General features: G+C 45.4%; 24 protein-coding genes. 10 read left to right on the top strand and 14 right to left on the bottom strand.

Annotation, left to right across the window (positions count from 1 at the left end; all coding sequences use genetic code 11):
- Positions 1-8: 8 nt before the first annotated feature.
- The 3 genes from AC8GFU_RS06395 (at position 9) to AC8GFU_RS06405 (ending at position 2933) form a co-directional block, all read left to right on the top strand.
- Positions 9-776: an SDR family NAD(P)-dependent oxidoreductase gene (locus AC8GFU_RS06395; RefSeq protein WP_506626310.1), complete on the top strand. Its 768-nt coding sequence runs from the start codon at positions 9-11 to the stop codon at positions 774-776.
- Positions 777-865: 89 nt separating this feature from the next.
- The gene (locus AC8GFU_RS06400; protein WP_506626311.1) at positions 866-1477 is read left to right on the top strand and encodes a hypothetical protein; all 612 of its coding nucleotides are present in this window, start codon (positions 866-868) and stop codon (positions 1475-1477) included.
- 100 nt (positions 1478-1577) lie between these two features.
- The gene (locus AC8GFU_RS06405; protein ID WP_506626312.1) at positions 1578-2933 is read left to right on the top strand and encodes a GGDEF domain-containing protein; all 1356 of its coding nucleotides are present in this window, start codon (positions 1578-1580) and stop codon (positions 2931-2933) included.
- Here AC8GFU_RS06405 and AC8GFU_RS06410 read toward each other — a convergent pair.
- Positions 2899-4269 carry a cryptochrome/photolyase family protein gene (locus tag AC8GFU_RS06410; protein ID WP_506626313.1) on the bottom strand — a complete coding sequence of 457 codons (1371 nt, stop codon included), beginning with the start codon at positions 4267-4269 and terminating at the stop codon, positions 2899-2901. The two genes, AC8GFU_RS06405 and AC8GFU_RS06410, sit on opposite strands and share 35 nt — an antisense overlap.
- Positions 4270-4286: 17 nt before the next feature.
- Here AC8GFU_RS06410 and AC8GFU_RS06415 point away from each other — a divergent pair, with 17 nt between their 5' ends.
- On the top strand, positions 4287-5087 hold the full coding sequence (locus tag AC8GFU_RS06415; RefSeq protein ID WP_506626314.1) for an alpha/beta hydrolase: 801 nt from the start codon (positions 4287-4289) through the stop codon (positions 5085-5087).
- Here AC8GFU_RS06415 and AC8GFU_RS06420 read toward each other — a convergent pair.
- The 5 genes from AC8GFU_RS06420 to AC8GFU_RS06440 all read right to left on the bottom strand — a co-directional run bounded on the left by AC8GFU_RS06420 (position 5077) and on the right by AC8GFU_RS06440 (position 12680).
- Positions 5077-7182, bottom strand: a complete 2106-nt coding sequence (locus tag AC8GFU_RS06420) for an alpha-amylase family glycosyl hydrolase (RefSeq protein WP_506626315.1) — start codon at positions 7180-7182, stop codon at positions 5077-5079. The two genes, AC8GFU_RS06415 and AC8GFU_RS06420, sit on opposite strands and share 11 nt — an antisense overlap.
- Complete coding sequence (locus AC8GFU_RS06425) at positions 7179-8984, bottom strand: glycoside hydrolase family 13 protein (protein WP_506626316.1); 1806 nt, start codon at positions 8982-8984, stop codon at positions 7179-7181. The genes AC8GFU_RS06420 and AC8GFU_RS06425 overlap by 4 nt, the downstream gene beginning before the upstream one ends.
- Positions 8984-9877, bottom strand: coding sequence for a sugar ABC transporter permease (locus AC8GFU_RS06430; protein ID WP_506626317.1), 894 nt, complete (start codon positions 9875-9877; stop codon positions 8984-8986). The genes AC8GFU_RS06425 and AC8GFU_RS06430 overlap by 1 nt, the downstream gene beginning before the upstream one ends.
- On the bottom strand, positions 9874-11406 hold the full coding sequence (locus AC8GFU_RS06435) for an ABC transporter permease subunit (RefSeq protein WP_506626318.1): 1533 nt from the start codon (positions 11404-11406) through the stop codon (positions 9874-9876). The genes AC8GFU_RS06430 and AC8GFU_RS06435 overlap by 4 nt, the downstream gene beginning before the upstream one ends.
- A 77-nt stretch (positions 11407-11483) precedes the next feature.
- The gene (locus AC8GFU_RS06440; RefSeq protein ID WP_506626319.1) at positions 11484-12680 is read right to left on the bottom strand and encodes a sugar ABC transporter substrate-binding protein; all 1197 of its coding nucleotides are present in this window, start codon (positions 12678-12680) and stop codon (positions 11484-11486) included.
- 207 nt (positions 12681-12887) lie between these two features.
- Between AC8GFU_RS06440 and pdxH the strand changes: the two genes are divergently transcribed.
- The 3 genes from pdxH to AC8GFU_RS06455 are packed head-to-tail and all read left to right on the top strand — an operon-like array spanning position 12888 to position 15838.
- The gene (gene pdxH, locus AC8GFU_RS06445; RefSeq protein WP_506626320.1) at positions 12888-13553 is read left to right on the top strand and encodes a pyridoxamine 5'-phosphate oxidase; all 666 of its coding nucleotides are present in this window, start codon (positions 12888-12890) and stop codon (positions 13551-13553) included.
- A 9-nt stretch (positions 13554-13562) separates the two neighbouring features.
- Positions 13563-14681, top strand: a complete 1119-nt coding sequence (gene serC / locus AC8GFU_RS06450) for a phosphoserine transaminase (RefSeq protein WP_506626321.1) — start codon at positions 13563-13565, stop codon at positions 14679-14681.
- Entirely contained in the window at positions 14681-15838 is a 1158-nt protein-coding gene (locus AC8GFU_RS06455; RefSeq protein WP_506626322.1) for an MFS transporter, read from the top strand. Before serC ends, AC8GFU_RS06455 begins: the two co-directional genes overlap by 1 nt.
- A gap of 50 nt (positions 15839-15888) precedes the next feature.
- Here the strand turns inward: AC8GFU_RS06455 and AC8GFU_RS06460 are convergent, their stop codons facing one another.
- Positions 15889-17163, bottom strand: a complete 1275-nt coding sequence (locus AC8GFU_RS06460; protein WP_506626323.1) for an MFS transporter — start codon at positions 17161-17163, stop codon at positions 15889-15891.
- Between the two features lie 12 nt (positions 17164-17175).
- Between AC8GFU_RS06460 and AC8GFU_RS06465 the strand changes: the two genes are divergently transcribed.
- Positions 17176-17364, top strand: a complete 189-nt coding sequence (locus AC8GFU_RS06465) for a DUF2530 domain-containing protein (RefSeq protein WP_506626324.1) — start codon at positions 17176-17178, stop codon at positions 17362-17364.
- Between the two features lie 8 nt (positions 17365-17372).
- Here the strand turns inward: AC8GFU_RS06465 and AC8GFU_RS06470 are convergent, their stop codons facing one another.
- The 6 genes from AC8GFU_RS06470 to AC8GFU_RS06495 form a co-directional block, all read right to left on the bottom strand.
- Positions 17373-17756 (bottom strand): cold-shock protein, encoded by a 384-nt coding sequence (locus AC8GFU_RS06470; protein WP_506626325.1) that lies wholly within the window; start codon positions 17754-17756, stop codon positions 17373-17375.
- A 68-nt stretch (positions 17757-17824) separates the two neighbouring features.
- Positions 17825-18526, bottom strand: a complete 702-nt coding sequence (locus AC8GFU_RS06475) for a DUF3027 domain-containing protein (RefSeq protein ID WP_506626326.1) — start codon at positions 18524-18526, stop codon at positions 17825-17827.
- Between the two features lie 86 nt (positions 18527-18612).
- Positions 18613-20232 (bottom strand): chaperonin GroEL, encoded by a 1620-nt coding sequence (gene groL, locus AC8GFU_RS06480; protein ID WP_506626327.1) that lies wholly within the window; start codon positions 20230-20232, stop codon positions 18613-18615.
- 182 nt (positions 20233-20414) lie between these two features.
- Entirely contained in the window at positions 20415-20678 is a 264-nt protein-coding gene (locus AC8GFU_RS06485) for a DUF3263 domain-containing protein (RefSeq protein WP_506626328.1), read from the bottom strand.
- 40 nt (positions 20679-20718) lie between these two features.
- A complete protein-coding gene (locus tag AC8GFU_RS06490; RefSeq protein ID WP_506626329.1) occupies positions 20719-22065 on the bottom strand; it encodes a pyridoxal phosphate-dependent decarboxylase family protein in 1347 nt (448 codons plus the stop codon).
- A complete protein-coding gene (locus tag AC8GFU_RS06495; RefSeq protein WP_506626330.1) occupies positions 22058-23539 on the bottom strand; it encodes an SDR family oxidoreductase in 1482 nt (493 codons plus the stop codon). Before AC8GFU_RS06495 ends, AC8GFU_RS06490 begins: the two co-directional genes overlap by 8 nt.
- 23 nt (positions 23540-23562) lie before the next feature.
- On the opposite strand from AC8GFU_RS06495, the gene AC8GFU_RS06500 reads away from it, so the two are divergent.
- Complete coding sequence (locus AC8GFU_RS06500) at positions 23563-24798, top strand: NAD(P)/FAD-dependent oxidoreductase (protein ID WP_506626331.1); 1236 nt, start codon at positions 23563-23565, stop codon at positions 24796-24798.
- 2 nt (positions 24799-24800) lie between these two features.
- A complete protein-coding gene (locus AC8GFU_RS06505) occupies positions 24801-25583 on the top strand; it encodes an alpha/beta fold hydrolase (protein WP_506626332.1) in 783 nt (260 codons plus the stop codon).
- Here AC8GFU_RS06505 and AC8GFU_RS06510 read toward each other — a convergent pair.
- Positions 25564-26082: a beta-class carbonic anhydrase gene (locus AC8GFU_RS06510; protein WP_506626333.1), complete on the bottom strand. Its 519-nt coding sequence runs from the start codon at positions 26080-26082 to the stop codon at positions 25564-25566. The genes AC8GFU_RS06505 and AC8GFU_RS06510 overlap by 20 nt on opposite strands.
- Positions 26083-26108 lie beyond the last annotated feature (26 nt).

A 26108-nucleotide genomic window follows, 5' to 3' on the forward strand; every position in this document is an offset into this window, starting at 1 on the left:
AGATAGCAATGACTTCATGGGCGTTGGTAACAGGTGCAACTGCAGGTATTGGCGAAAGCTTTACCCGCTTGCTTGCCGAGAATAATTACAACATTGTGTTGGTGGCTCGCGATCTTCCACGTCTTGAAGAGAGAGCTCGCGCACTTGAGGCGCAGTACAAAATTTCAACTCATGTCATCCAAGCTGATCTTGCAACAGATGCCGGTTGCGCAGTTGTTGAGAAGTACATCACCAGCAATCAGATCGATGTGCTGATCAATAACGCTGGTTTTGGACTTAACAAAGCCTTCACCATGTCATCACTTGAGGCGGAGCAACAAATGCTCGATGTTTTGGTGCGCACCCCAATGCGCTTAATGCACAGCGCTTTGCCGGGTATGAAGGAGCGCAATAAAGGTGTTGTGATCAACGTTTCATCAGTAGCTGGCTACATTGCGGGTGGTTCTTACAGCGCATCCAAGTCATACATCACTGTGATCTCTGAATCATTAAATACCGAACTTTCTGGAACAAATGTAAAGGTGAGCGCGCTGTGCCCCGGATTTACTCGTACTGAGTTCCATCAACGGGCACGCATGTCGATGAAGGGGCTGCCAAACTTTATGTGGCTGAACTCCGACAAGCTGGTTGCACGATCATGGAGAGATGCGCTGAAGGGTGTGGCGGTTTCCGTACCGGGTTGGCAATACCAACTCTTGGTATTTGTAATTCAGACTCTTCCTCGAACTCTTGTAAGAAAAGTTGGGATGAATTTAAGGGCCAAGCAACGAAAGTAATGGTCATACCTACCGACTCTCGGCGGGTTTTCAGCCTTCTCTAAGCACCCAATCGCTAGTATTACCGCATTACAACGAAAGGTTCTTTCATGCTTCGCAAAATCGCGTCAATCTCAGTAGCACTCGTAGTCGCCGGTGGCGTCATGGTTGCTGTTCCTGCAGATGCTGCTGCCAAGATCTCCAATGGTGTTGCATGTACTAAGTCTGGTGCAACAACTAAGACAAGTGGTGGCACATACAAGTGTGCGAAGAATCCTTTGGTTTCAAACACGAAGCTAACCTGGCTTTCACTTGATTGCGTAACTGCAGCAAATGATGCAGTGAAGGCTCAGAAGTCAGCGGTTACAACAGCTGCTAATTTCAAAGCCCAGCTTCCAGTTATCGATTTAGGTATTGCAACTGAAACTGCTAATAAGGCAGAGATTCAGCTCAAGCTTGATGAAGCAAATAAGCGACTGACTGCGGCGCAAGCTAAGTTGACCGCTGCAACAACTGATGCAGATAAGAAGATTCTTACAACCGCTGTTGGTTCATGGACTTCTGCAACACGTGCTTATGCAAGCAAGATTCGCAACATTGATATCACGATCAAGAAGCTTGAAGCAGCAAAGCTTGCAGCTACAAATAAGCCAGCAGAACTTGCAGCTAACGTTGCCGATGCTCGCGAAAGCGCAAAGTTAATCTGCACTAATGGCTTCTAAAGGTTCTTACAAAAAATCCCGCTGCCGGTTGGTAGCGGGATTTTTTATGCCTATGGGTTCCCCTATTACATTGGCGTAACTCTCTTCCTACGCTCGTTACATGCAGCCACTGCGATGGATGGGTTTCGGATGCTTAGGCAGCTACCTCACTTTGCATCAAACTCTTGCCAATCCCTGGGTTGAATTAATCGGGTACAACTGTGTAGCCGTTGCTGCGATTGTTACGGTATTAATAGCCCCTCATATAAGTGATCCAGTAGCTAAATCATTTACAGCCACCGCAATTGCTGTGTGGACAACCGGATCCCTTCTGGCCTCCTCTTCAAGCTTGATAACTCTCAATTCAAGCGCAGAATTAACGGCGAACTTGTTATACCTGCTCTTCTATCCAGTAGCCGTGATCTCTTTACCAAGGTTGTTAGTTGCCTCTAGAAAATTGAAGATGCTTGAAATCATTGATGCTTCGATAGTCGGTTTGGGGTTAGGAACACTTGGATCAGCAATATTTTTGAAACCCTTAATGCCCCACTTTGGTGGAAGTTTGAGCGAAACATTTTTCGCGGTGATGTTTCCGATTTCAGATTTGATTTTGCTGGCAGTTGTTCTTGCCGTGATAGCAACCCAAGGTATTTCAAAACGCGGAGTTACTTTGCTGATTGGTGTTGCGATCTATGCAGTAACAGACTTTCTCTTTCTGTGGCAACAGACAAATAGCCAATATTCACTTGGTTCGATTGTTGATGTTGGTTGGCTGTTGGGGCTTGTATTGATTGCGGAAAGCTTCTGGCAAACAGGCATCGATGAAGTTCAAAGTAATGGATTAAGTCCCATCCTTGTTTCACTATCAGTCTCTTTGAGCGCTACCTTGTTGGCGCTCATTGCATTGCAGCCACAATACTTTCCACATTTTGTATTGATTCCAGCAATTGCGACTCTGGTTCTTGCATTTACTCGCATGGCCATTGCTTTGACTCAAGCTAGAAATATCGGAGAAGAGAGAATTCTTGCTCGCACAGATGAATTAACCGGACTTCCTAACCGCAGACGATTGGTAAGCGAAATCGATACCTTCATTGATAAAAAGGGATCGCTTCTGCTGCTTGATTTGGATGGCTTTAAACCAATAAATGATCTGCATGGACATGAAACCGGAGACAAGGTTTTGCAGCAGGTGGCGCTGCGATTTGAGCGGGCGTTACCTGCAGGTGCATTGCTTGCACGACTTGGCGGGGATGAGTTTGGAGTTCTGTATGAAGGTGGGCATGAAAGCGCTATAGAGGTCGCTTTAGCGCTCAAGGCGACGCTTTCATATCCATTTCACATCAATAATCAAGAAATTCGCTTAGGCGTCAGTGTTGGTGTTGCAGAAAATAAAGGCGAGAGAGATTTACTAGTGCGAGCAGATAACGCGATGTACAAGGCTAAGCGTGAGGGCCTAGGGGTTTATCAGCTTTGATCTCTTGCAGACGTGCAAGTGATTCCACACGTTCAACTGCATGATCGACAATTCTTTCTGAGTATCCCTTGCTGTAGCCATCGAGGTACAACCATGGCTCATGAATTTCAGAGGCTGAAAGATGTGCAAGCTCTGGCACATATCTGCGAATGTAATCCCCGTTTTCATCAAAACGACGACCTTGTTCAATCGGATTAAAGACACGGTAATACGGGGATGCATCGGTGCCAGTACCTGCGGTCCACTGCCACCCATGTGCATTAGAAGCAACATCGTAATCAACTAAGTGATCAGAAAAGAATCTTTCGCCTAACTGCCATTCCAGGTGCAGATCCTTAACAAGAAATGAGGCCACAACCATGCGAGTTCGATTATGCATCCAACCTTCAAGAACCAACTGTCGCATCGCTGCATCTACAAATGGGTAGCCGGTTTTCCCTTCACACCAGGCTTCAAATTGAGCACCTGGCTTGTCGTATCGCATCTGTGCAAATTTTTCAGAGTAATACTGCACATCTGTCATTGGGTTGTTAAACAAGACATCTGCATAAAACTCACGCCAGGCAATCTCTTTACGGAATGTGTCATGTGCTTTGCTCTCGCCCAAACCTTGCAGAAGTGTGCGTGGGTGGATCTCGCCAAACTTTAAATAGGTACTCATCTTTGAAGTTCCATCGATGGCAGAAAAGTTTCTATTTTCATCATAGGAATCTAAACCGTTTTTAGTGAAGGCCTTGAAACGCTTTAGCGCTGCTTCTTCGCCCGCCTCAATTACCGAAACCCCGTCAGGCATTACAAAATCCGGAAAGGCGCGATATTCCGAGGTTGGTTCTACACAATTAAATTTCTTCGGAGTCACCGCCGGTGCTCGCCAACCATGTATGCACCACGCTTTGTAAAAGGGCGTGTACACCTTGTATGGAGTTCCATCACTAGGTTTAACAACTCGTCCAGGTGTAACCGCATATGGGCTACCAGTTCGAACTAAGGTAATTCCAGCGGCTTCAACGCGTGCATCACGGGCCGCGCCATATCGCTCATACTCATCAGAGACATGAACTTGTTCCACGCCATACTTTTTGATCAAAGTTGATAAGACTTCAACTTGATCGCCTTCGATGATGTGAAGTTTGTTGCCTAATGATTCATCGAGTTTGCGCAGAGATTGGCTCATGTACGCCAACAATTTAGAGCCTGCTTCCTCAATCTGTTTCTTATCCAGAATAAAAAGTGGAATTATCTGATCTGAAGATTCAATCGCAGCTAACAACGCTGGATGATCATTGATTCGAAGGTCACGGCGAAACCAGATGATTGAAGTTTTCGGCTGTGACATGGGATGATTAAATCATCATGCAGGAGATAAAGCGCATCCAAGTCCGTGGGGTTCCCGGCGAGGTTGTGCGTGCTCAATTTGGGGAGCGAATCGTTGATTATTGGTTACCCAAACAAGGTACTGATCGTCTTTTAATCGCTCACGATGGCCAAAATGTCTTTGATGGCAAGACATCAACCCACCGTGGACAGACCTGGAAGATGGCTCAATCCGCTATTCATGTAAGCGATGAGTTAGGGATCAATCCCCCAGCGATTATCGCTGTATGGCACAGCTCCAATAAGCAGAATCCTTGGGGACGAGCAAAGGATCTAGCTCCGCAACAATTCTTTTCCAATGGCGAATACGTTGATCCTCGTTGGAGGATTTCTGATCCCTCTGTAAAGCTTCACTCCGACGAGTATCTGCAGAGCATTTTTAATGAGATCGTGCCTGCAATTGCACCCTTTGCAACTCCAGCAAAAACCGCTGTTATTGGCTCAAGTATGGGTGGGCTAGCCACTTTATATGCAGCGATAAAGCATCCCGAAAAGTTTTCGATCGCTTTAGCGCTTTCACCGCATTGGGTTATTAGTGATGAGAAATTTGCAAAGGCGATGGTTGATGCACTCCCAACACATCACAAAATCTGGATGAGCCGTGGCGATAAAGGTTTAGATAAAGAGTATGTACACCTACAGTGTTTTGTGGATGATTTGATGCAGCAAAGAGGATTTACCAGTAATTACCAGAGCTATGTGTACAAACGAAGCGGCCATAATGAAAGATCGTGGGCAAAGTACTTACATGAACCCTTAAGGTTTTGGCTTAATACTTAACGGTGTAGTTGATAACTTTAGAACTAACCTTTTCCCCTGCGGTGTTCTTGGCGATAGCCACGATTTCAAACTTTGTACCTGATTTGTATAAGCGATTATGTAAGAAGACTCTATGTAATCCACCAGCGACATTGTCATCCTTGAATGTGCGGTGATCGGAAGTTCCAAGAACCTGCCAGCTCTTTCCGGCTTGGCGAATTGCAAATGTAACTTCAACAAAATCATCACCCGGAACCTTTGCAGATAGCGCGCTCCAACCCGGGGTTGAGAAATCTGGCTTTGGGTTCAGTAAAGAGATTGACAGTGGGGTTTGGGGTGCAAATGCAGAATCAGCTTTCACAATTACCCATCCACGCGATGGCAGAGAAACTGTCATTGATTGATCTTTGACCGCAACTTCGGCCTTGCCTAACAAAGTGCTCCACTGTGATCCCTTTGTAGAGACAGTAAATGTTGCCTTCTGAGGTTCATCATTGGAGTTATAGGCAACAACAATCTCTTGGTTTTCAGCAAAGCGACTGATTGCAAAGACTGAACCATCACCATATCGAAGTTGCTGAGAACCAAGGCGTATGGCTGGGTTTTTCGCGTATAAACCTTGCAAAGCCGAGATATTGTCTTCGAGAGGATTTTTTACAGAAAAAGCAGAAGCGTTTCCAATCGGTGAGTTACCTATTCGAAGTTCGCTCTTCCAGGCTTCAACCTGAGTCGCAAACATATCTTGACGAGCTAATTGATCTCCGCCGTCCCCTGTCATTCCCTTTTCATCACCGTAGTAAAGAACTGGGCCACCACGTAATGTAAATAAGAGTGCGTTTGCTAATTCAGAGCGCTCAACCAAAACCTTCTGGCCATCGCTTTCAGAAATAATTGCAATGAATCGGCCAATGCGTCCCATGTCGTGATTACCCAAGAAAGTCGCCAAAGAGTATGCACTGGTATTGGTGGTCGTGTATAAATCATCTGCATTAAACAAAGTAACGAGGTCAGCAGCTCCACCGCCAGCTTTTGCAAAACGCGAAACCTTTGCTTGGAAAGGAAAGTCCAAAACGCCTGGGAATTTTTGCTCAGTCACAAAACTTGCTAAAAATGGAATATCGGAATCTGCGACCTCTCCAAAGATGGGAAAGTTTGTTTTACCGGCTGCTTTTGCCGTTGCTAAGACCTTAGGCAAAAATGCCTTCCAAAACTCTGGGTTCACATGCTTAGCTGTATCAATTCGGTACCCATCAATATCAAATCGTGTAATCCAACTGGACCAAAGATCTGTCATGCCCTTAACAACCGCGGGCTTTTCGGTGAAAATATCATCTAGCCCTGAAAAATCTCCTTGAGTTACAGAACTACCAGACCAAATTGAATCTCCGCGGTTGTGGTAATTAGTTAAGTCATTGAGAAATGCCGGCTTTTTAATGCTCTTGTCATATGAAGATGTGCGAGGAACATATGCAAAAGAGTTCTTGGCACAGAGCTGTGGGAAAGAGGCCAAACCAGCCACTTTTGCAGGGTCAAAGACCTTTCCAGTACAGGTTTTATAAGGGAAATCCGCTGGTTCGCGATAAGAGGTTGATCCAATTGTGTACTTGATGACATCGGCTGTGTGGTTAACAACGATATCTACGATGACCTTCATGCCTAACTTATGAGATTCAGATACAAAGTTTTTGAAATCCGCTTCAGTTCCGTAGTGCGGATCAATGGTTGTGAAATCAGTTCCCCAATAGCCGTGATAACTAGCTGATCCTTGCTGCACAAATTGATTGACAACAGGTGGAGTGATCCAAATAGAGGTAAAGCCAAGGCCTGCAATGTATTTTAGATGTTCAGTTAATCCTTTGAAATCTCCACCATGATAAAAAGCGATATCGGTTGGATCATCTCCTCCACCTAGTCGTCCACCAGTTAAACCACCACCATCATTTGATGTATCACCATTTGCAAAACGATCTGTCATTACAAAGTAAACAGATTCACCTGCAAGTGGACCGCGTGCAATCGGGCGAGAAAGAGAAGTGAGATCCTCAGCTGCTTGCGTTGGAGTAATCATTGCAGTTGCAATTATTATTGGTGCAAAGGCTGAAAAAATCTTTTTCATTTAACTTCCCATACTCCTTGAATCGCAGAATCTGATTTAATCGAGAAGATTGCACCCTTTACTTCATGACCATAAAGCGTTTTCATAACTTCATAACCAAAAGTGCTTAAATCAATGGTTGCATTTATTGGTCCTCGTGAAACTAAAACAAGCAGCGATTGTTTCTTGGATTCACGAAGGTAGGCGATGTAATCATTTTCGACAGCAATCCAGCGCAATCCGCCATTAATAAGTGCATCCTGAGTTTTGCGAAGCTTTACAAGCTTTTTTACCTCTGCGAAGAATTCAGTATCCCAACCGCTTCGATCTTCCCAATTAATAGTGCGGCGAGCATCCTCGCCCCATGATCCCTCTAACCCAATCTCATCACCGGCAAAGATTGAAGGCACACCTGGATAGGACAACATCATTGTCATAGCTGTTTTATGAGCCTGAATATCCCCTAAAACAACTGTTCTGAAACGTGCGGTGTCATGGGAATCTAGCAACATCATGCTGGCGGTTAATGAGCGCCATGGAATTGATGCATTGAACTCGCTAATTGATTCGACCAACTGCTTTCCGTTGATCTTTGGCATCGCAAAAGGCAATCCTTGAAATCCACCAGTAATCTCAGGGTTTCGATTAATCCAATTCCAGAATGGACGCATGAATCCTTGGTAATTCATCGCTCCCTGCCATCCTAAACCATTTAGATCGCTGGCAATGAAATCGCCATTTTCAGCAACAAGCCATGTGTCGGGATTTACTTCCTGCATGGCTTGTCGAATTCCTTGCATGACTTCTACATGATGATTCTCTGCACCTTGCACTCCAGTCATATTGCCGACATCAATGCGCCAACCAGCCATGCCAAACTTTGGAGAGATCCATTTCTTCACTATGGAGTTATTGCCTTCGTAAACAGCTTTACGTAACGCCTTTGATGCGTAATTCAACTTTGGAAGTGACTCAAGTCCATACCAACCGACATAGCCCCACTTGATTGATTTGTCCCAGAAAAAGTAGGTGCGCTCTTTGGACTTCTTATCTTTCTTAGCCTTTGCAAGCCAGTTGTGTCCAGCACCGCAGTGATTAGAGGTTAAATCACCAAGAATTCGAATTCCATTTTTCTTTGCAACTTTAATTAACGATTGAAAAGCTTTATCTCCACCAAGAATTGGATCAACATGATCAAAACTGGTTGCGTCATAACGATGATTTGATTGCGAAGGAAAAATCGGTGTGAAGTAAATTCCATTAGCACCAAGCTCGGTAACGTGATCTAAATGCTCTTGAACACCGTACAAATCGCCACCATAGAGCTCTTGACCGGTGAACTTTCCGCGACCACGAGGCAACAAATTCCATTCACGTGGATACGCCCAATCGGGAGTGATATTTACCTTGCCAGATCGTGCAAAGCGATCAGGGAAAATCTGGTAAAAAACAGAGGATTTAATCCACTCTGGGTTACCTGGAATAGCCACAATTTGGAAATCACTATTGCTGTGAACATCATGATCAAATAAACCGCGACCATTGAGCCATTCATACTTGCCATGACCGATAAAGGCGAAACGATATGAGTTCTGAAGGTTGAGGATCTCAACCTTCACTTGGTACCAGCTTTCAACCTCGTTTTTTGAACTCAACTTCATCTCAAAGATGCGAGGCTCACCATCGTGATAGATGCGAAGCATCGCCTTTTCAAAAAGATAATCGTTAGGAACGCGTACTTTGAGTGTTACTGAATCGCCGATTGCGGGAGCGCTATTACTTACGTATAGATCGCTACCGTCGTGGTGAGGTTGATTTTTCATTAGCCCTTATTTGCACCAGCGGTTAAGCCGGACACAACATGCTTTTGTAGGTATAGGAAGAGAATCATGACAGGTACTGATGCAATAAGTGCGCCAGCAGCAAATGGTCCCCAGTGAGCGTTGTATTGACCGTCGATGTACTGCTGCATACCAACCGCCAAAGTGATTGAGTTTTGATTTCCACCCAAAATAACTGAGGTGATCAAGAATTCATTCATGGTTCCAATAAAGGAAAGTAAAGTAATAACAGCAAGCACTGGGCGTGCCAAAGGCAAAATAATGCGGAAGTAAATTTGGGCATGGGATGCACCATCAACTTTGGCAGATTCATCAATTTCAGCAGGGATGGTGTCGTAAAAACCTTTCAGCATCCATGCGTTAATTCCGAGTGCGCCACCAGCAAAAACAATAATCAATGCTGATGTTTGACCCAATGCTAAGAATGGAATGCTCTTTCCAAGATCGGCAAGCATCAAGAAGATTGCAGTTGCAGCGAGCAGCTGAGGAAACATCTGAACAACCAAAATAGTCATTAGCGTTAACTTGCGACCCTTGAAGCGGAAACGGCTTAGCGCGTAAGCTGCTGTCGCACCAATAAACATCTGCAAAACAGCGTTAGAGGCTGAGATTACGATCGAATTTCGAAGCCACTTTAAGTAAGGCTGATCTGGATTACTAAGCAAGGTGCGGAAGTTTTCTAGACCAGGATTGTCTGGAATCAGTTTTTGTGCACTTAATGAGCCCAGTGTGTCAAAAGAAGCAGAGATCATCCAGACAAGTGGGAAAAGTGCAAATGCAACAGCAACAATTCCTACCGCATGTCGCCAAGCAATCTTCTTACCCCACTGTGCTGGAGTCAGAGGACGCTGCTTTAAAATCTGTTCAGTGCTCATGTCATGTTCTCGATTGTCTTAGATTTCTTGAAACTATAAATCGACATAGATGAAACAAGTAAGAAGTTAAAGAATGAAACCGCACTGGCCAGTCCGTAATCATTTCCCTTACCCGCAGCGAACGCAATTTTGTAAGTATAGGAAATCAAAATATCTGTATGACCTGCGATTCCTCCTGAAGAAATAATTGTTGGACCACCGCCTGTTAAAAGGTAAATCGCACCAAAGTTAGAGAAGTTATAGGCATAACTTGCAATTAAAAGTGGTGCCAGAGTCATTAAAACTAATGGCAACTTGATCTTTGAGAAAACCTGGAAAGGTGATGCTCCATCAACTTGCGCAGCTTCGATGGTTTCAGTTGATAAGGATTGGATTGCACCAGTTGCAATAAGGAACATGTAAGGAGTTCCTGCCCACAACTGAACTAGAAGTACTGCAAACTTTGCCAGCCATGGATCTGAAAGCCAAGGAATTGGGCTTCCTAATATCTTATTAATGACACCGTTATCAACATTGAACATACCCGCCCACACCAAAGTAGATAACACCGATGGCATCGCATAAGGAACAATCAATAAAGTGCGGTAGATCTTGCGAGATTTCATGCGGGGGTGGTTTAAAACCAAAGCAAGTAGCAAACCTAAGAAGAAGGTACTGAGTACTACTAATCCTGCATAAATAAAGGTCCATGCCAACACCTGAAGCATTGGTTGGCGGTAGCGATCATCATTGATGACCTTTGAGAAGTTACGCCAGCCAACAGTTGTAGTCCAACCAGGTTCGATTTCTTCACCAGCTTGGCTAACCATAGATCCGCTGTCATTTGGAGAATAAATAGTTCCAGTGAGGTTATCTGTGACCTGATCCTTCTTTGGGTCATAACTTAAATTCTGAGCGACTAGCTCAACTGCATTTACATCTGAAACAGAGTAAAACTTTCCTCCGCCGATCGGAACTTTGTAATCATTAAACTCATCAAGGATATTAAAAACTTCATCTTCGGTGAGTGTTGTAAATCCTTTGACAGATCCGACCTTTCCATCTGCTGTCAACGATAAATCAGATGACGGAAGAGCGGAGTAGCCGTCGCGAGTACCTACACCATAGCCATTTGAATCTTGAATAATCAGTGCAATCTTTTGTGTGGTGTTATCACGCACAACCTGCATGTAATTTGAGGTGTCTCCTACTGGTGCAAATGAGTTTGAGACCATGACTTCAATAGCGGTCTCTTTATCTAAGAAGTGACCATTGGAATAATTAGTGAAAGCTACATAACCAGTAAATAGTGCTGGGTAAACCTGGAACATCAATAGCAAGACGACACCAGGAACAATATATTTTGGTGCAATTCGTCTCTTACTTAAGAAAATGAAATCCAAAACTAATGTTGAAATTACAAAGTAAATCGCGAAGAACCAGGTTTTATGTGAAATCAAAATTGGAACGCACCACACAGTAAATGCGTTGAGCGCTCCAAGCAGCATGATCTTCAGCAGTAGTGCTGGAGTCTTATTGCTGAACTTCACTTATCTATTCTCCTGAAATTTAACTGTAATGAAAAGAGGCGCCGGGATTCCGACGCCCCTTTTCAGCTACGAGGTAATTAGCTAATTGCCTTCTTGATGTTTGCTGCTGCTTGAGCAAATGCTGCTGCTGCAGTCTGCTTTCCATCAGCAACGTTCTTCCAAGCATTTCCCCATGAATCCCATACTGAGTTCATCTGAGGAATGTTTGGCATTGGAGTTCCAGTTGAACCGAATGCACCAAATGCTGCTACATCCTTGTTATCTGCAACCTTAGCTGCCGCTGTCTTTAGAGCTGGTAGACGATCACCGAGCTTGTAAAGAGCTAGCTGGAAGTCATCAGAACCTGCAACCTGAGTTAGGAACTGACGTGCAACGATCTTGTTCGCTGCAAACTTGCTCATCATGAAGCCGTTAACGCCAACGAATGGACGTGAAAGAGTTCCGTTAACTGCAGGTACTGATGCAATTGCGTAAGGAATTCCTGACTTCTTAATGTTTGCAAGGTTCCAAGGACCAGTGATCATGTATGGAGCCTTACCTGCGTACCACTGTACGAAGTCATAATTTGATGACTTGCTTAGTAGTCCGCTTGAGAAGTAACCATCAATCTTTGATGCGTTAGCAGCAAGAGCCTTTGAGTTAATTCCTAGATCCTTTGCGTTGATTCCACCGGATCCAACACCGAATACATATCCACCAAGACCTGAGAACAATGGCATGTGGTGGTATGGATCTCCGTAAGGAACTTCGATACCGACCTTAGCTGTTCCAGCTGCCTTCAATGTTGCCCATGTCTTTTCTAGATCAGCAAAAGTTGCAGGGATTGTTGGAGATAGCTTTGTGTTAACGATCAACGCAATGTTTTCTACGTTGTATGGAAGGCCGTATAGAAGACCCTTGTATGAGAAACCTTGAATTGAAGAAGCTGCATATGCGCCCTTGTCGATGTTAACCATACGATCAAGAACACCTGAAGATGCAAGCTGACCAACCCAGTCATGTGGACCAACTAGTAGATCTGGACCAAGACCCTTTGGTGCTGCAGTAATGAGTTCATCTTTAACCTTACCGAAGTCTTTAATTACTACTGTAAGAGTTACGCCATTCTTTGACGCCCATGAAGCTGCTGCTTCACGAAGTGTCTTTGCACGACTTTCATCAGACCAGATGACGAGAGACTTTCCTGCTGCATGTGATGCTGGAACCACAAATGCAGAGGCTGCAAGAACAGCGGTAGCTATGGCACTTACGATGCCGAGACGCTTTTTGTTCATTTATATCCTCCATGGATGGAATTCGCGCACACGAGGGCGTGCGCTGTTGGGGTAATTCCACCCTTTTGTGCGTGGGTAAGCAAACCAAATGGCGCTTGTTTCCTTCTTTTGAGTGGTCATTTACTAAATTGTTATAAAGGCTACGAGGGACTGAAAACGCTTGCAGACCAGAGTGCACGATCGTCTGAAGTGGGGTTCGATAGAGCCATGGCCGACGAGATTGTTACCCGCGAAGAGATCAGAGCGATGCGTCGTTCTTACAGTGATGCTGGCTTAGAAACCTTGCCAGACCATCCCTTTGAAGCTTTTGCACTGTGGTTAAAACAAGCACATGAAAATTCAGTAATTGTTGAAGCTAATGCAATGGTGCTTTCAACCTTAGCAAGTGATGGACAAATAACTACACGAACAGTTTTGTTAAAAGATATTTCAGAAGGTGGATTTACCTTTTTTACAAATTACGAATCTCGCAAAGCACATGGAATTGAATTGAATCAAAATGTTTCATTGCTATTTCCTTGGTATGCAATGGAGCGACAAGTTTCAATTAGTGGTGTTGCAGAAAAAGTTTCCGGACAAGAGTCAGATGATTACTTTGCAACGCGACCATGGGGTTCACAAATCGGTGCCTGGGCAAGTCATCAATCTTCACCACTTGCATCTCGTGACGAGTTAGAGCAACGGTATGAAGGTGCTGCGCAGAAGTGGCCCGAAGGAAGTGTTGTTCCACGTCCTCCCCATTGGGGCGGATATCGCGTTACTCCGCTAAATATTGAGTTCTGGCAAGGTCGATACTCACGTTTGCACGACCGTTTGAGGTATGAGCGGAGTAACACCGCTGCCGATTGGGAACTCTCTCGCTACTACCCGTAGTCTTAGCCCATGAGCGCAGACATTGTTATTCCTTCCAATTTAAAGCCGGTTGATGGTCGTTTTGGTTGCGGTCCATCAAAGATTCGTCCAGAAGCACTCGCTGCATTGTCGGCAAGTGGAAACACAATTCTTGGAACATCGCACCGACAAAAGCCTGTTAAGAATGTTGTGAAGCGTGTTCGCGAAGGACTTACCTCTCTATTTAATCTGCCAGAAGGATATGAAGTTGTTCTTGGTAACGGCGGATCAACAGCGTTCTGGGATATTGCAACATTTGGATTGATTGAAGAGCGTTCACAGCACCTTGTTTTTGGTGAGTTTTCATCAAAGTTTGCAGCTGCTTCAAAGGAAGCTCCGTTCCTAGGTGAGCCAACAGTTATTAAGGCAGAGCCTGGTTCACATCCTGTTTCAGTCGCTGAAGCTGGCATCGATGTTTACGCAATGACTCACAATGAGACATCAACTGGCGTTGCGATGCCAATCATTCGCCCAGCAGGAACAGATGGCGCACTCGTACTCGTTGATGCAACATCAGCTGCAGGTGGCTTGATGGTTGATGCAAAAGAGTTTGATACCTATTACTTCGCACCTCAGAAGTCTTTTGCATCAGATGGTGGACTGTGGATTGCAATCATGTCTCCAGCGGCAATCGCACGCGCAGAAAAGATCAAGGCAAGCGGTCGTTGGGTTCCAGCGTTCTTTGATCTTGGAATCGCTATCGAGAACTCACGCTTAGATCAGACATACAACACTCCTGCGCTTGTAACTTTGATGTTGCTTGCAGAACAGATCGAGTGGATGAACTCAAATGGCGGTTTGTCATTTGCAGCAGGTCGAAGCACGCAGTCTTCAGACTTCTTGTACTCATGGGCTGAAAAGACAAGTTACACAACTCCATTTGTGACAGATGCAGCGATGCGATCAAAGGTAGTTGGAACAATTAACTTTGATGATGCAATCGATGCAACAAAGATTGCTGCAGCACTTCGTGCCAATGGAATTGTTGATACAGAGCCATACCGCAAGCTAGGCAAGAACCAGCTTCGTATCGGTATGTTCCCTGCTGTAGATCCAAGTGATGTTGAAGCACTTACTAAGTGCATTGACCACGTTGTAGCAGCGCTTTAATGCCAAAGGGCTTTCACCGCGATCGCTTTTTCTGGGTCGTAGCGGTTCAAACCGCTGTCGTTAACTTTTACTTAGGTGGATTTGGCCCTGCACAATCATTATTGCGCGCAGATCAAGGAACTTCGTTAACTATCGCTGGTTTACACGGCACAGCAATGGGCGTTGCTTCAATCTTTGCAGGATGGGCTAATCCACGAATTGCACACCGTTATGGTCGTTCAAAGGCAAGTTGGATTGGTTTATCAATCTTTATTACAGGTTTAACTCTCTTTGTTATCTCTCCCCCTGTGTACATCACCTTGCCTGCAACTTTTATTACCGGATTTGGAACATCAGTTGTCATCAACACGATGCTTACAAAGATGTCACATCACTACGGAAAGGCTGCTGAAGTTGCAATCCCTCAAGCAAATGGAATTGCATCAGTTGGCTTTGTTACCGGAACCGCATTAATTGGAACGATCGCTATCGCGTTTCCAGATGTGTGGCGCCTTGGTTTACTTCTTGCTTTGCCAGTCGCTTTGGTCTTGTTCTTAGTTGGACGTGAAAAAAATGAAGATGAGCATGTTCCTGATGAAGATGGCCCACAAGGTGGAAAACTTTCACGTAGCTTTTGGATTGCATGGATCGGCTTCGTTGCATGTATCTCAAGTGAGTTTGCAACATCCTTCTGGGCTGCAGCGCTGTTAAAGGATCGCGTTGGATCTACCGCTGCGATTTCAACCGTTGCAATCGTTGCGCTCGGAACTGGAATGGGAATTGGTCGCTGGTACGGTGGTTTAGTTCTTAAGAACCTGAAGTTAGATACTCAACTACTTTCAATCATTGCGTTGCAGTTTGTCGGCTTTGTTGGTTTTTGGTTATCGCACAACATGTTTGTCTCACTCTTCTGTCTATTGGCAGTTGGCATGGGTATTTCGATGCAGTTCGCCTTGTCATCTATTCGTCTTATCGGCTTGAGCGAAGGACGCCCAGATTTAGCTATTGGCCGCGCTTCATTAGCCGCGGGAACAGCTATCGCAGGAGCCCCATTCTTGCTGGGAATCTTGGGCGATAGCTTTGGTATTTCACGTGCGTACATCATGGTTTTTGTGCTGATTGCCGTAGCTTTTGTAATCGTTAAGGCAATTCCATCAAAGGTACATGAGGCTGCGTAATGAGTTACAAAGTTCGTCGTTTAGTTACATTACTAACGCTGGTTGGAATTTTAATCGTTATTGCGATTAACAGTCTTTAATACTGAAGCTACTGAAATATCGGCAGGCAATGCCACACGGTTTTTATATTTAAGCCAAATAAACATCGAAGCAGCAAGTGAAATGCCACCGCACACAGCAATCGTTGGGCGAATACCGATGATGTCTGTTGTTGCGCCAATTAGTGGTGAACCAAATGGAGTGCCACCCATAAAGATCAACAAATAAAGTCCCATTACACGTCCACGTATAGCTGGGTCTGTACTTGTTTGAACGATGGAGTTTGCTGAAACCAATGTCGTTAATGCTGTGACGCCACAGATTGGCAACCAAATTACATAGCTAATGTAGTTAGGCAAGATCGACAGCACCATGATGGATGCCGAAAAGGCAATGCCGCCACGGATTACAAACTTTGTGTTTCTAAATCGCTCTAACCGTGCAGAACCGATCGCACCTGACAGCGAACCAATAGCGATAAAGGTTCCCATCAAACCAAAGTTTGCAGGTCCTAATCCAAACTCTTGTGTTGCCATGAGCGCGTTAAAGATCTGAAAGTTAAGTCCGAAGGTTGCTAAGAAGAAAACCATCAGCATGACAACATAAATATCTGGACGGGCCTTTGCGTAAGCAATTCCTTCGCGGATACTTCCATCTGATTTTGGTCGATCTAAATGGAAAAACGCCTTTTCATTAAGGTTTGCTAATGCCGCTATGACGAAGAGATATGAAAGCCCGTTAACGATAAATGATGGCCCAGTGCCAAAAGCTGCGATCAAACCACCTGAAATAGCAGGTCCTACCAACCGGCCAGCGTTGAAGTTAGCTGAATTCAGCGATACCGCATTTGGTAAATCTGTCTGTCCAACAACTTCTGTTGTGAATGCTTGACGCACAGGAGCATCAATTGCCGTTGAAATTCCTAAGATTCCCGCCAAAACAAATACATGCCACAGCGCAATCAGATCTGTCATTACTAATGCGCCAAGTGCAAGGGATGCGGTTCCACCAATGATGTTTGTCAGGATTAAAACCTTGCGCTTGTTAAAGCGATCAGCCAATTTTCCGCCATGTAATGAGAATGCAAGAACTGGTGCAAATTGAACTGCGGTTACCAATCCTAAGTACGTTCCGTTGTTATTTGTAAGTTCGAGAACTAACCAATCCTGAGCGATACGTTGAGCCCAACTGCCAATATTGGAAACAGTGTTGGCAGGGAAAAGAATTCGGTAATTACGATGGCGAAATGACCGCCAATTACCATCCTCTTTAACCTGATATCCCATTACTCTTCTTCCATGACTACTCGACTACGCAATGCAGTAACTCTAGTCGCTATTGGAAGTACCTGCTGGGTGATAGCTGGTGTGATTGCTATTGCAATGGGCGCTGATGCAAAGATTATTTGGACATGCGTAAGCGGAGCCGTGCTTGGCTTAATTGGTATTCGTTACACAATTCGTCGAGATCGACGAAGCGGTATTTAAGAAAAGGTTTATGCACCCAGCGCAGTAGCGATACCGCGCAGCACACGACCAAGACGATCAGCCTCTTGTGCATTGGGATGACGTCCATGGCGCAAACCATTTCCAACGCGATCAAGAATCTTGATTGTGTCTTCAATCATCGCTGCAAGATCATCACTGTTAACACGTGAGTTCTCTACTAGTGATGGAGGTGCATCAATGATGTGTACTGAAAGTGCTTGTGGGCCTTTACGGCTGTCAGCAATTGAAAACTCAAGCTTTGTTCCAGGCTTAACTGTTGCAACACCTTCTGGAAGTGAAGTTGCCGCTAGATAAACATCTTCGCCTTCATCATTTGCAATAAAGCCGAAACCTTTTTCTAATGAGAACCATTTAACGCGTCCTGTAGGCATGGGGAGGGCTCCTTGCTAGTTTTCTTTACTCGTATGTAAATAGGTATCGCGGGTGCGATAGCAGGTGCTTAGTTTAACACCGGCTCTGTGAAGGTCGCTTCGGAATGTGCTCCGCAGCCATGATCCACGCTCACTACGCGTGCATCATCAGGTGCCATTGCGTTGGCGCATACGCCAAATGTTGAACGCAATGAACCTGCAATTGGAATAAAGAATCCGCAGCTGTGGCATGGCTTTGGTGATGACTGGGCAATTGGCGCGTTAGGTCCGCGCTCACCTTCATACCAACGCTTTGCAGCTTGATCACGTCCTTCGATAGACATAACTCGCGCACGACCTAAACCAAGTTCAACAGCCATCGCTGTATCTAACTCTTCATCCTGTGGCAACGCTTGTTGTCCTGAAACTAAACGAGTGTCATCGAGTGAACTTGGAACAATGTCACCAACACCAACATCGCCAGGAAGAATGCGATCGCGATATGGAATCCATTCAGGTGCACGTAATGCATCTGGACCTGGAAGAACAACTACATCGCAAATTGTTGGTTGTGAATCTTCATCAACCTTTGCAATTGTGATGCACCAACGCCAACCTTTATAGCCTGCAAGGTTTGCTTCAAATAAATATGTTGCAACGCGGTTCTCATCATCAAACTCAACTGAAACAAATCCGCCAACTTGATCGCGCTTTTCCGCCTGATCAAGGGCAGCATTTCGGGCAAGATCCTGCGCATCAAATGCTGCAGTGGTGCTCTTCTTCTTGGCCATGGACTAAGGGTAAAGCAGAACGCCGCCTCTGTGTTAATCAGAGACGGCGTTAAGCGTGCTAATTACTCTTTTTTCTGCTTTTGAACTTAGAAGTCCATATCTCCGCCACCTTGTGGGGCAGCAGCTGCCTTCTCTGGCTTATCAGCGATAACAGCTTCTGTTGTAATAAATAGCGCAGCGATTGATGCAGCGTTTTGCAATGCAGAACGTGTCACCTTTGCTGGATCAATAATTCCTGACTTGATCATGTCTACATATTCACCAGTTGCTGCGTTAAGACCTTGTCCTGCAGGAAGGTGACGTACCTTCTCAACAACAACTCCGCCTTCAAGTCCTGCGTTAACTGCGATCTGCTTAATTGGAGCTTCGATTGCGTATTCAACAATCTTTGCACCAGTTGCTTCATCACCAGTTAAACCAGTTAGACGCTTGAACACTGCAGCGCCTGCTTGTAGAAGTGCAACGCCACCACCGGCAACGATTCCTTCTTCTACTGCAGCCTTTGCATTGCGAACTGCATCTTCAATGCGATGCTTGCGCTCCTTGAGTTCAACCTCAGTTGCAGCTCCCGCCTTGATAACAGCTACGCCACCAGCGAGCTTTGCAAGACGTTCCTGCAACTTCTCGCGGTCGTAATCTGAATCAGATGACTCGATCTCGTTACGGATCTGCTGTACGCGACCCTTGATCTGTGCGTCATCTCCAGCGCCTTCAACAATTGTTGTCTCTTCCTTGCTGATAACAACCTTGCGAGCCTTACCCAAAAGATCAAGCTCTGCTGCCTCTAGACGAAGTCCAACCTCTTCTGAGATAACTGTTGCACCAGTAAGGATTGCAATGTCTTGAAGCATCGCCTTACGACGATCTCCAAAGCCAGGTGCCTTAACAGCTGCTGATCGGAATGTTCCGCGAATCTTGTTAACTACCAAAGTTGCGAGCGCTTCACCCTCAACATCTTCAGCGATGATCAATAGTGGCTTACCTGATTGCATTACCTTTTCAAGTACTGGAACTAGATCCTTGATATTTGCAATCTTTGAGTTAGCGATCAATACGTAAGCATCCTCTAGAACAACTTCCATACGATCCTGATCAGTTACAAAGTATGGAGAGATGTAACCCTTGTCGAAGCGCATACCTTCTGTGAGCTCTAGCTCTAGACCGAAAGTATTTGACTCTTCAACTGTGATTACGCCTTCTTTTCCAACCTTGTCCATCGCTTCAGCGATCATCTCGCCAATAGTTGCATCTGCTGCAGAGATAGATGCGGTTGCAGCGATCTGTTCTTTTGAGTCAACAGCCTTTGCCATTGATAGAAGCTCTGCAACGATTTCAGCAACAGCCTTTTCAATTCCACGCTTTAGCGCCATTGGGTTTGATCCCGCAGCAACGTTACGTAGACCTTCGCGAACTAGTGCTTGAGCTAAAACAGTTGCAGTTGTTGTTCCGTCACCGGCAACATCATCAGTCTTCTTTGCAACTTCCTTAACTAGCTCTGCGCCAATCTTTTCCCAAGGGTCATCAAGTTCAATTTCCTTTGCAATGGAAACGCCATCATTAGTAATTGTTGGGGCGCCCCACTTCTTCTCGAGAACGACGTTACGTCCACGAGGTCCAAGGGTTACCTTGACCGCGTCAGCCAAGATATTCATGCCGCGCTCTAAACCGCGACGTGCTTCTTCATTAAAGGCAATCTGCTTTGCCATGAGTTGTGCTCCTTGTGTTAGTCCTTCTTGGTCGGGGGCTTTATCACTCGCACCCCGAGAGTGCTAACGCCAAATCTAGAGCCTTTATTTCCGAGGCGCAAAACGAGGAAAGCCTTCTTGAAGAGGGTCGGCGTAGAAAGGTTGAGGCGGCTTTCGTAGCCGAGCCCTCGAGAGATGGCTTTTTAGCGAGCTGTACGAGTCGCCATACGCGCCTCGCGTAGGCGGCGAAGACGCTTAACTAGCATTGGTGAGGCAGCTAGGGCATCGTCGCGGTCAATCAAATCATTGAGAAGTTGGTAGTAGCGAGGTGCGGTCAGATCGAAAAGATCCTTAATTGCAGCCTCTTTGGCGCCTGCGTAGCGCCACCAGTTGCCTTCGAAATCCAGGATGCGGACTTCGAGGTCGCTTAGACCAGTGTTGATCGCTGACTCTTCTTGTGCAGACATGGCTGAAATCTTATGTCAATTGGTTCAAAAACTGTGGGATTTAGAGCCTGTCCAAAATCATTTGAATATCGCTGATTTTGGTCCAAGGATTCACAATCGCAAATCGCAGGATTGGTTGGCCATGATGTGACGATGGTGGAATAAATCCAACTTGGTCGGCAAGTAATTGATCGCTCCACTTTTGATAATCAGCGGCCGCCCAACCCTTACGAGTAAATGCAACGATCGAAAGTTCTGGTTCGCGTAGTAATTCGAGATTTGGATGTTTGCGAACAAGTTCGGCTGCATCACGAGCAATCGTTAACGTTTGTTCCATCGCCTCTGAATACGCATCGGTGCCATGTGCTGCAAGTGAAAACCAAAATGGCAAACCGCGGGTGCGACGCGTTAAGTTAATTGCATAATCACTTGGAGACCATTGATCATCTTTTAAGGTGTCTAAGTACGAGGCATGTTGTGAATGTGTTTCCTTTGCCAGCGCCGGATTTCGATACACAAGTGCGCAGGCATCAAATGGAGCGAATAACCATTTGTGTGGATCAACAATAAATGAATCAGCTTCCTCTACTCCATCAAAATCTTTGCGAACAGATGGTGCACACAAGGCTGCTAATCCATAAGCACCGTCAACATGGAACCAAATTCCGCGATCGTGCGCTGCTTTGCCAACGCCCTTCAGGTCATCAATGATTCCTAAGTTTGTTGTTCCAGAAGTTGCTACGACTGCAAATACTCGATTGTTTGTGGTCGCATGTAATTGATCAATTGCTGCAGCAACTGTTGCGCCTTGAAGTTTGCCGGTTTCATCAACAGCAACCTTTAAAACATCAACATCCATCACATTTGCCGCTGATTGGATTGAAGAGTGAGCCTCTTCACTGCAGGCAATCACCCAACGCCCAGCGGGAGTGTGCTTTTTACGTGCTTCTGCACGGGCTACAACTAGCGCTGAAAGATTTCCGATTGTTCCGCCTTGAACAAATACACCACCGGCTGTTGTTGGTAACCCTGCTAAATCAATTAGCCATTGAATCGCTTGGTTTTCAGCAAAGACAGCTCCTGCACCCTCTTGCCACGATCCGCCATACAAAGCACTAGCGCCAACTACTAAATCAAAAAGGTTTGCGTACTCACTTGGCGCAGATGGAATGAATGCAAGGTTGCGCGGGTGATCGGTAGAGATACATGCTTTTGCTAAAACATTTGTAAAGACTTGAAGAGCTTCATGTCCGCCTAAACCTTTGGCGGTGATTGTGTTTCCAACTTCAGCAAATAAATCTTCAGCGGTGCGTGGACCGTCTAGTGGTGGATCATCCTTTAAACGTTCAAGGCTGTACTTCAAAACCTCTGCAGCTAACGCTTCTACTTCAGGAGTGAACTCATGCATCTTTCTTTGCTTTCTTTACGATATTTCGAAGCATCGTTGGAAATACAAATAGGTGGAAAGGAGAAACCGCGTACCAATACAGCTGGCCACCCAATCCACGTGGATTAAATGTTGCCTCTTGAACAATCTTTGTCTTTCCGTTTTCTTCTGTAACTGTGAATTCAAGCCAGGCTTTACCGGGCAAAACCATTTCTGCATATAGCTTTAAGCGGTGGCCAGGCTCTAACTCTTCTACTCGCCAAAAATCTAAACTTTCTCCCACGCGTAAGAAATCAGGATCGCGACGTCCACGGCGCAGACCAACTCCGCCAACTAAGAAGCGATCTAAAACTCCACGTGCCCACCACAATAAATCTGAACCAAACCAACCGTTATCGCCACCGATGCGTTCGACTTGGCGCCACACACTTTCAACTGATGCATCAGTAAATCTTTCGCGGCGATCGCGCAGCACCATTTCTCCAGCCCAGTCAGGGTCTCCCTGCGCTTTTTGCCACGGCGCCGTTGGCATCGTTGCATCAGACCAACGAGTTTCAACGTTGTGAGTAGTGATCTTTGAAAGAGCTAACTTGATGGCATTTTCGACATCAATTAAACCTTCAGCAGGTTTAGGAATCAGCGCATCAATACTCTTGGCAGGATCTGCAACAACTTCGCTGATGAGAGAACCAACAAGTGGACGTGCAAGCGCGGTTGGAACTGGCGTTACTAAACCAATCCACAAACTCGATAACCCAGGTGTCAAAACTGGAACCCGGATGATCCAGCGCTTTTTCAATCCAGAAAGCTTGGCAAACTTCTGCATCATGTCGGCATATGAAAGAACTTCAGGGCCGCCAATATCAAAAACTTGATTAACAGGTTTTTCAAGGTGAGCGGCATTTTTTAAGTAATACAACACATCGCGAATAGCTATTGGGTGGGTTTTGTTCATTACCCACTTTGGTGTTGTCATGATCGGAAGTCGATGTGTTAAGTGGCGAAGCATTTCAAAGCTTGCAGATCCTGAGCCAATAATGATTCCGGCGCGAAGTTCTAAAACCGCAACAGAAGTCGTAGCTAGTGATTTTCCTGTCATCGCTCGTGAAGCTAAGTGCTTGCTTATATTTTTATCATTAGCAATTCCACCCAAGTAAATGATTTGTGAAACTCCAGCACGTTCTGCAGCTTGAGCAAAGTTTTGTGCCATCTCACTTTCGATCTCATCAAAGTGAGGACCTAAATTAATTGAGTGCAAAAGATAAAAGGCGGTATGGACTCCAGCTAATGCGCGATCCAGGTCGGCAATATTTTCAGCACTGCCTTCGCAAATATCTACCTGAGATGCCCAAGGTTGGCCCAAAATCTTGTTTTTATCGCGAACCAAGATTCGAACATCACTTTTTTCATCGATTAATGCACGTACTAAACGCCCACCAACGTAGCCAGATGCACCTGTAACCAGGTACTTGCGATTTTGATTGGGCGCGGACATGTTGTGAAGCCTAGACTTACTCCATGCAAAAGACATCTCAAAAGCCACGAGTAGTAATACTCGGCGCCGGCTTTGGCGGGCTTACAGCGGCTCGCGCCATGGCTGCCACCGCTGATGTCACCGTTGTGGATCGCCACAACTTTCAAACTTTCTTGCCTTTGCTCTATCAGGTTTCAACAGCTGGATTAGCAGCAGATCACGTTGCACACCCTATTCGCGGCGCGCTACGTAAAACAGGTGTTCAGTTTCGAATGGGTTCACCTATTTCAGTTGATCACAAGAACAAGACAATTAAATTGGATAGCAGCGAAGTCCTGCATTTTGATCAATTAATCGTTGCGTTGGGTTCAGCAACTGCAGATTTTGGTATTCCGGGTGTTGCAGAGCATGCACTTGGCATGAAGAGCGTTAATGAAGCGATCGCTATTCGCGCAGAGGTCATGCGCCGCTTTGAAGATCTGTGCCGTTTTGAAGATGACACTATTTTTTCAATTTCAGTTGTTGGTGGTGGACCGACCGGTGTTGAAATGGCTGGCGCATTTGCCGAGCTTGTTCGTGGGCCATTAAAGAACGATCAGGCACATGCAGCAGCACACATCAAAATTAATTTAATTGAAGCAGGTCCTCGGATTCTGCCTATGTTCTCGGAAAAACTTTCAGCTCGCGCAAAGAAGGATTTAGAAAAACTTGGCGTAACAGTTCACTTAAATACCGCAGTTGCAGAGATTAAGCCTCGTTCAATTCTGATCAAGGGCGGAGATGCACTTCCATCTGAGGTAACAGTGTGGGCTGCCGGCGTAAAGGGCGAACCAGCTGGCGGAGAGTTAAATCTTCCGCTCGTTAATACACGCATTGATGTTGATCAAACATTGCAGGTAAAGCATTATCCGCACATCTTTGCGATCGGTGACATCGCTGGTTTTGTTGGAGAAAACGGTCGTTTTCTACCGATGGTCGCACCCGTTGCAATGCAGCAAGGACGTTTTGTTGCAAAACAAATTAAGCGACTTGCACAAGGACAAGCACTTGAAAACTTTAAGTATGTTGATAAAGGTTCTATGGCAACGATTGGCCGTCACAAAGCAATTGTTGAAGTAAAGAATCTTCGCATGGTGGGTATACCTGCTTGGTATGCATGGTTATGGCTCCACCTGTTTTATTTATTGGGTGGACGCAACAAGATCGGCACCATGGCTGATTGGACCTGGAACTACCTGACATTTGATCGCGGAAATCGTCACATCATGGATACCCTTTAAACATGAGCGAATACATCAAGGTCGATGGACATGATCTGTACTGCTACGAATGGGAAAATGAAGGCGAAGCTGTTGTATTGCTTCACGGCGGCTTAAGTCAGACAGCTCATTGGGCAGCAAACATTGTTCCGGCGCTAGAGGATTACCACGTCTTTGCATACGATCGATCCTCACATGGATTTACTTCATATCGCCAAGAGAGCATTAACTTTAAGTACCAAGTGCGTGAAGCGATCGCTTACCTAGAAACAGTTGTAAAAGAACCTGCACACATAATTGGTTGGAGCGATGGCGGAATCATTGGTTTGTTTATTGCAATCCAGCGTCCTGACTTAGTGAAATCTCTTGTCGCAATCGGTGCAAACTTCCATTACAAGGGCACAGTAGATTCATTTGAGATGGGCCCCATTAGCGATGAAGACCGCGCTGAATACGCTATTTATTCTCCTGATTCGCCAGAAACTATGGATCGAATCCATGAACATTTCCGCGAGATGTGGAAGAGCGAGCCCGATATCCCTGCATCAGATCTTCAGAAAATTGAGTGCCCTGTATTAGTTATGGCAGGTGATGATGATGTTATTCGTCATGCACACACAATTGAACTGTTTGAATCGCTTCCACTTGGTCAGCTGGCGATTGTTCCCGGAACTTCACATATCTTGCCAAAGGAAAAAGCTGGATTAGTGAACTTGATAATTACTGAATTTCTTGAAGATTTAAGTTATCCGGTAACGCGTATGCCAATTCGCAGAACAAATCCGGTTAGCAATCAACCGGAGTAATTTTTCCTGTCGCTACATCGTAAATTGCTCCGCCTACAACAACATCCTTTTTAAAGAATGGGTATGAACGAATTCTGTTCACATCTGTCTTTAACGCTGCGGTTTGATCTGACACGGTTCTGAATTCAAGACTACGAGTATTTACCCCGAACTCTTTTTCAATGTGTTCGTGAATATCTGCTTCTTCGGCCGAAGCCATTCGGCAGTTTGTATGTGGCATGACAAGAATCTTCTTTACGCCTAACAAATATGTTGCAAGAACTAATGTGCGAAGAACGTCCTCAGTGACTCGAGCTCCAGCGTTACGAAGAATCTTTGCATCTCCTGATTTCATGCCCATTACTGACAATGGGTTAATACGCGAATCCATACATGTAACGATCGCTAATCCCTTTTGAGCAACTCCTGTTAAACCGGAGTACTTGAAGGTTTTGATGTATTCATTATTTGCTGCGAGCTCTTCAGAAAATGCATCATGCGGAAAAGAGTTGTTTAGCATTTCTACTCCCCTCGCTGAAAGGTAGT

The organism is Planktophila warneckei (SeqCode), assembly GCF_965234675.1.
GTDB lineage: Bacteria > Actinomycetota > Actinomycetes > Nanopelagicales > Nanopelagicaceae > Planktophila > Planktophila warneckei.